The following is a 6,403-nucleotide window of genomic DNA, read 5'->3' on the forward strand; positions in this document are numbered from 1 at the left end:
ATTTTTCACATAGAATGCTTTGTTATCTTTGGCACTAGCAAAATATGGATACATTGTAAATCCTGTTGGATTAAACGAATAATGTGGAATATTAACCAATCGAGTATCGTCTAAATACACTTTTAGTTTTCCTTTGGTATAGGCAATAGAAACATGTGTCCAACATCCATTTTTACAATAGTTAGAATCTCTTCCTGAATGCATGACAGCCGAACCTTCAGGAGCATCAACTCGTATAGGTGTTACATCAAATTCTTGAGCATTATGGTACACATGTTTATTTCTCTGATTTTTTTGATCGGTTAAATAAAACGATAAACGATTACCACCTGCAGGCTTGTAAAAATCAAATTCAATAGTAAAAATTTCTGGTAAATAATCAGTTGACGAATTTTTTAAATATGGTACAATTTCACCTCCATCTACAAACATCATCACAGTTTCTCCATCAACATTTGCAATTTCAACTTGCCCGCTTACTAAATCCCAGCGACTTGGAAACTCTCCACTTTCCTCATCGGTACTTGGAATATCTTCAAAAATAACTTCATCACCTGGCACAAAATCGAAGCTGCTCCAAACAACGTTTGGTTTATTTACAGTTGTTCCGTTTGTTTGTGAAGCATCTTGGTTTTGAGGATTGTTTCCTTGTGTATTTTGGTTGGTATTGGTATTCCCTTTTTCTGAATTTCCCTCTGTTTTCTTTTTACCATCTAATACATCTTCAGCCTTATCAAATTGTTTATCAATTTTTTTGTTTACACGGCGTTCTGCACGTTTTTCGGCTTCGCGTTCAATTTTCTTTTCGGCTTTTTGTTTTAATTTTTTTAAAAACTGACCTTCTACATGATTTGGAATTAAAAAGAATAATCCAAAAAGTAATAGAATTTTAGGAAGTAATAGTTGTTTGCTTTTCATTTTTAGTAATTTTTAAATTAGAGTATAAAATTACTTTAATGAGCTAATTTGGCAGTCATTTGTTTAAGTGATAAACCTCACCCTTTAGGGTGGTTTTGTAGTTATAAGATCAATAAAATAAGGTTTTTTTTAGATGCCAATCTTTTTTAAAGCTTGAATTCTGTTTTTTACATCAAGTTTTAAGTAGATATTTTTTATGTGCGTTTTTATGGTATTTTGAGACACAAATAATTGTTCAGAAATTTCAATATTTGAATAACCTTTAGAAATAAGTGTTAATACTTCCACCTCTCTTTTAGATAAATCGTATGCATTGTATATTTCTTCAAATTGTTGTTTTGAAGTGTTGGTTGTATTTGCTACTTTATCTTTTAATTGATCAATTTGAAGCATGTATTTCTGTAATTCCGAATTTTTTTGATCTAATTTATTATCAGAATTCTTTCTGTATAAAAAGAAAAATATAACCAAAGCACCAACAACCCCAGAACTTCCTAATATTGAATACAGCAACCTGTTTTTACTAGTATTTGCATTTTGTTGAATCCGTTCTTTTTCAACACCTAATTTTTGAATAGCTTCATCTTTTTTAGCAGTTTCGTAAGCTATTTGAGTACTAATAATACTTTCTTGAGATGCGTGGTTTAAAATACTATCATTAAAAGTAGTGGCTAATTTATGTGCATTTAATGCATTTTTATAATCTTTAATTACGGTATAATAACTTACTAAAGCATTGTAACCAAGCGAAATATTTTCTTTTGATTTAATAATTTTCGCATTATTTAAACCTAATTTTATATTTTCTCCAGCGTTTTTATAGTTGCCTGTATTTAATTGATTTTTACCAATATTTATTAAAGTATTACTTAAATATCTAATATTATTAGATTTGGTAAATAAAGGAATTGCTTCTTTGTAAGATTCGGTAGATTTACTAAAATCTCCTTTTTTTTGAAACAGTAATCCTAATAAATTGTACCGTATTGCTTCACTAGATTTATGTTTGTGTTCTATGGTTAATTGCAACGCTCTATTTATATAGAAAAAAGCAGAATCATATTCTTTTTCATATAAATAAGCTTCACCAATATTTGATAAGCTATATTCCTGACCTTTAATGTTTTCGTTTTTAAGGTCAAAAGCATATACTTTTTTAAAGTAATACAATGCCTTATCGTATTCTTTGGTTTCAATAAAAACATTTCCAATTCCGTTTAAAGCAATGGTAATACTTCTTTCATGTTTTATTTTTTCTGAAAGATCTAACGCCTGAAAATAATATTGAAAAGCTTCCTTTTCTAAGTTTAACTTTCTGTAGCTTACTCCTAAATTATTAAGGCATTTTATAATCAATAAAGTATCGGTTGCTTTGTTTAAATAATTGAGTGCTCTTTTATGATAGGTTACAGATTTACTAAAGTCGTTATTGTATCTCGCCACCAGACCTCTTCTATCATAACTTTCACCTAAACCTTTTAAATACAATAATTTTTCTGAAACTATAATTGCTTCATCTAAAATGGCTTCGTTGGTAAGTTTATTTTTATAGGCTTTTTTGTAAAGATCAATTAAGTCATCAACTTTAGCAGTTGTGTTTGGTTTTACACTTAATTCAATAAATGTGCTGTCAATTATTTTTGAAGTTAATTCTTGGGCAAGGGCGCTTTGAATACTGAAAATTACAATAAGAACACCGAATAACTTGTTGGTTTTAAACATAGTTTAAAATCTCTTTAATAGTCTTTTTGTAAAACTACAAAATGACTTATCTACTTATGAAACTTGAGTTACATAAGTAGCCTATAATTTGTGATTTTCTGCCACCTTTTCTAATTCGGCGTACCAATTTTTACCGAATTTCCGAATTAATGCTTCTTTTACAAATTTATATACAGGCACTTGAAGTTCTTTTCCTAAAACACAAGCATCATCGCAAATTGGCCATTTATGATAGTTTACAGCAGAAAATTCGCTGTAATCCATAATTCTAACAGGATATAAATGACAAGATATCGGTTTTTTCCATTTAATTAACCCTTGATTATAAGCTTCCTCAATTCCACATTTTGCAATATTGTTTTTATCGAATGTAACAAAAGCACAATCTTTATCATCTATTAAAGTTGTTTCATAATCACCTTCATTCGTAATAAATAATCCTTGATCTTCAATAGCTTTTATCCCTTCTTCTCGCAAAAATGGTTTTACTTTAGGGTAAATATCCAATAAAATTTGAAGTTCGCTTTCTTCTAATGGTGCTCCAGCTTCACCATCAATACAACATTTACCTTTGCAGGCATTTAAATTACAGACAAAATCTTTTTCGATAATATCTTCTGAAACTATGGTTTTTCCTAATTGAAACATGCGGCAAAAATAAACTTTTTATACTAAATTTGTTATCAAAACCATTTAAACATCCAAATGTCAAATAGAATTTGTTTCTTTTTAGCTTATTTGTCGTTATAAAAATGAACTATAGCTAATGGCATTTTTAATTTCTATTCCTAAACTAATCTAAAAATAATTCAAATTTTTAATTCAACATTTGAAAATTTAACTGGTATAATATTAAAGGATTATCTACTTTTGCCAACCTTAATTTAAATAGAGTTAAAATGTTAGTTAATTTTAAAGAAATACTTACGGCAACAATGATATTATTTGCAGTTATTGATGTAATTGGAAATATTCCAATTATTATTGATTTACGTGCAAAATTTGGAAAAATTCAGTCAGGTAAAGCTTCAATTATTGCAGGTGTAATAATGATTGCCTTTTTATTTTTAGGAAAAAGTATTTTAAACTTAATTGGAATTGATGTAAACTCTTTTGCTGTAGCAGGTGCTTTTATTTTATTTTTTATTGCCTTAGAAATGATATTAGGTGTTTCACTTTATAAAGAAGAAGAAACAAATGCCAGAACAATTTCTATTTTCCCATTAGCATTTCCATTAATTGCTGGTCCAGGAAGTTTAACAACGTTACTTTCTTTACGCGCAGAATTTGAAACTATTAATATTTTAATTGCAATTATTATTAATTTGTTTTTTATGTTTATAGTGCTTAAAACTTCAAATAAATTAGGAAAATTTATTGGAGATAACGGTATTTTAATTATTAGAAAAGTATTTGGAGTAATTCTTTTAGCTATTGCTGTAAAACTATTTGCTTCGAATATTCAAGGTTTAATTTCTTAAATTTTTTAATATGAAGTCTTTCGATGTTTTAATTATTGGTGGAAGCGCCGCAGGATTATCGAGCGCTTTAATTTTAGGTTCTGCAATTGGTAAACCTTTTGCTGAAGGAAAAAATATTGGAATTGTAGCACATCAAAAAACTTCAGCGTTAAATACTGCTGAATTAAACAATGTTTTAGGGTTTAAAAAAGGGACAAAAGGAGCTGACATTCTTAAAAATGGACTTATACAATTAGCTCAAAATTATCCTCATATTATCCAAATAGGAAAAGAAAAAGTGGTTTCTATAAAAGGTGAATCACCAAACTTTACTGTTAAAACCAATAAAAATGAATATGCTGCTTCAATAATTGTTGTAGCCGTTGGGCCTTCAAATATGTTTAATATTGAAGGATTGATGCAATATGTTATTCCGCATAAAAGTATTCCTCCACAAAAAGAAAAAATTATGCTAAATAACAACAACCATTTAGTAACAGAAGGAATTTATGTTGCAGGTGTTTTAGCTGGTTGGAGAAGTCAATATGCAATTGCTGCAGGAAGCGGTGCTCAAGTAGCTACAGATATTTTAACTGTTTGGAATAACGGAAGTCAAACTATGATTCACGACGTTATTGAATAAAAAATCCTATCATTTTTAAAAAAAATAGGATTTTTTATAAAGAGATTGCTTCGCTTCGCTCAGAATGACGTTTTAATAGATGCTTTTAAAATTCAAAACCTAAATTAACACCTAAATTTTTTGCAATTAGTTTAGTAATTCTTGTTTTTAGTTGAGGAATTTTAATTTTTTCAACAACATCGTTTCCAAAGGCAAATAACAACAATGCTTTTGCTTCTTTTTTAGGAATTCCTCTAGTTTGCATATAAAACAAGGCGCTTTCATCTAATTGTCCAATGGTACAACCGTGAGAACATTTTACATCATCTGCAAAAATCTCTAATTGTGGTTTTGAATTAATACTAGCACCATCATCAATTAAAATATTGTTGTTTTGTTGAAATGCATTTGTTTTTTGTGCTGCTTGTTGCACAATTACTTTTCCGTTAAAAACACCAGTAGATTTGTCTGCATAAATTCCTTTGTACAATTCGTGGCTTTCACAATTTGGAAATTTATGATTCACTACTGTATGATTATCTACGTGTTGTTTTTTATTTAAAATTGAAATGCCATTTAAATGCGAAGTAATATGTTCGCCTTCCTGGTAAAATTCTAAATTATTTCTAGTTAATTTTCCTCCAAACGAATAGGTATGAACAGAAGCAACACTTTGTTGTTTTTGTGAAACAAAAGTACTGTCAATTAACGATGAATTTTCGGTGTCATTTTGTATTTTATAATAATCTACAATGGCCCTTTTATGTACAAAAATTTCTGTTACTGCATTTGTAAGTACAGCATTCTTTGATAAGTTTTGATGACGTTCAATAATTTGAACATGTGAATTTTCACCAACAACTACTAAGTTTCTAGGTTGAAGCATCACTTCTTTTTCACTTCCAGTAGAAAAATTTAGTATTTGAATTGGCTTTGGAACAATTGTATTTTTTGGAATATTTATAAAAGCTCCTTCAACTGAAAAAGCTGTATTTAATTCTGTTAAACTATTGTTATTCTTAGCAATGGTATTGAAATAATTATCAACTACCATTTTATATTTTGGACGTGTTAATGCAGAAGATAATACACAAACATCGCAATCATCATGTGTTGTTTCCGACAAAAAAGAACTAAAAACCCCATCAATAAAAACTAAGGTATAAGATTCAATTTCATTAATTGAGTATTCTTTTACATTTTTAAATTCAACAGCTTTTTTTGTTTTAGGAAACAAGCTATAGTCATTTTTTAATATAGAATTAAGGCTTGTATATTTCCACTCTTCGTCCTTTTTTGTAGGAAAGCCTTCTTTTTCAAAGTTAAGAATAGCTTTAGATCTTATTGAATGTACATTCGAATCCAGATCTAATCCACCTTTATTTTCAAATGCTAAGAATGAAGAAACTAATTTTTCTTTTAAATCCATTTTTTTTATAGTATTAAAGTCTAAAGTATTAAAGTCTAAAGGAGTAATATCAGTTTTATAAAAACTTTACAACTATTGACTTTTTAACTTTTGACTAATAATTTATTTTAACCAGTCGTATCCTTTTGCTTCTAATTCCAGAGCTAGTTCTTTTCCTCCAGATTTTACAATTTTACCATTGTGTAATACATGTACAAAATCAGGAACAATATAATCTAACAAACGCTGGTAATGCGTAATAACTAACACAGC

General features: G+C 28.5%; 5 protein-coding genes and 2 pseudogenes. 2 read left to right on the forward strand and 5 right to left on the reverse strand.

Annotated elements, in window-relative coordinates:
* From AB1Z17_RS03910 to AB1Z17_RS03920, 3 genes and pseudogenes are all read right to left on the reverse strand, one after another.
* Positions 1 to 918 (reverse strand): annotated as a pseudogene (locus tag AB1Z17_RS03910) (hypothetical protein); the annotation flags it as partial.
* 129 nt (positions 919 to 1,047) lie between these two features.
* Positions 1,048 to 2,640 (reverse strand): tetratricopeptide repeat protein, encoded by a 1,593-nt coding sequence (locus AB1Z17_RS03915; protein WP_368050489.1) that lies wholly within the window; start codon positions 2,638 to 2,640, stop codon positions 1,048 to 1,050.
* An 81-nt stretch (positions 2,641 to 2,721) separates the two neighbouring features.
* Positions 2,722 to 3,288, reverse strand: a complete 567-nt coding sequence (locus AB1Z17_RS03920) for a DUF3109 family protein (RefSeq protein ID WP_368050490.1) — start codon at positions 3,286 to 3,288, stop codon at positions 2,722 to 2,724.
* A gap of 251 nt (positions 3,289 to 3,539) precedes the next feature.
* Here AB1Z17_RS03920 and AB1Z17_RS03925 point away from each other — a divergent pair, with 251 nt between their 5' ends.
* Both AB1Z17_RS03925 and AB1Z17_RS03930 read left to right on the forward strand, forming a co-directional pair.
* Positions 3,540 to 4,121, forward strand: a complete 582-nt coding sequence (locus AB1Z17_RS03925; RefSeq protein ID WP_368050491.1) for a MarC family protein — start codon at positions 3,540 to 3,542, stop codon at positions 4,119 to 4,121.
* Positions 4,122 to 4,131: 10 nt separating this feature from the next.
* Positions 4,132 to 4,743: an FAD-dependent oxidoreductase gene (locus AB1Z17_RS03930; RefSeq protein ID WP_368050492.1), complete on the forward strand. Its 612-nt coding sequence runs from the start codon at positions 4,132 to 4,134 to the stop codon at positions 4,741 to 4,743.
* An 85-nt stretch (positions 4,744 to 4,828) separates the two neighbouring features.
* Here AB1Z17_RS03930 and sufD read toward each other — a convergent pair whose 3' ends face one another.
* Together sufD and sufC are read right to left on the reverse strand one after the other, a co-directional pair.
* The gene (gene sufD, locus AB1Z17_RS03935) at positions 4,829 to 6,151 is read right to left on the reverse strand and encodes a Fe-S cluster assembly protein SufD (RefSeq protein WP_368050493.1); all 1,323 of its coding nucleotides are present in this window, start codon (positions 6,149 to 6,151) and stop codon (positions 4,829 to 4,831) included.
* Positions 6,152 to 6,253: 102 nt separating this feature from the next.
* Positions 6,254 to 6,403 (reverse strand): annotated as a pseudogene (gene sufC, locus AB1Z17_RS03940) (Fe-S cluster assembly ATPase SufC); the annotation flags it as partial.

The organism is Lutibacter sp. (assembly GCF_040883305.1).
Taxonomy (GTDB): Bacteria; Bacteroidota; Bacteroidia; order Flavobacteriales; family Flavobacteriaceae; genus Lutibacter.

Coding starts and splice junctions, on each gene's coding strand:
- sufD (WP_368050493.1), bottom strand. CDS start 6,151: ATGGATTTAAAAGAAAAATTAGTTTCTTCATTCTTAGCATTTGAAAAT.
- AB1Z17_RS03915 (WP_368050489.1), bottom strand. CDS start 2,640: ATGTTTAAAACCAACAAGTTATTCGGTGTTCTTATTGTAATTTTCAGT.
- AB1Z17_RS03930 (WP_368050492.1), top strand. CDS start 4,132: ATGAAGTCTTTCGATGTTTTAATTATTGGTGGAAGCGCCGCAGGATTA.
- AB1Z17_RS03920 (WP_368050490.1), bottom strand. CDS start 3,288: ATGTTTCAATTAGGAAAAACCATAGTTTCAGAAGATATTATCGAAAAA.
- AB1Z17_RS03925 (WP_368050491.1), top strand. CDS start 3,540: ATGTTAGTTAATTTTAAAGAAATACTTACGGCAACAATGATATTATTT.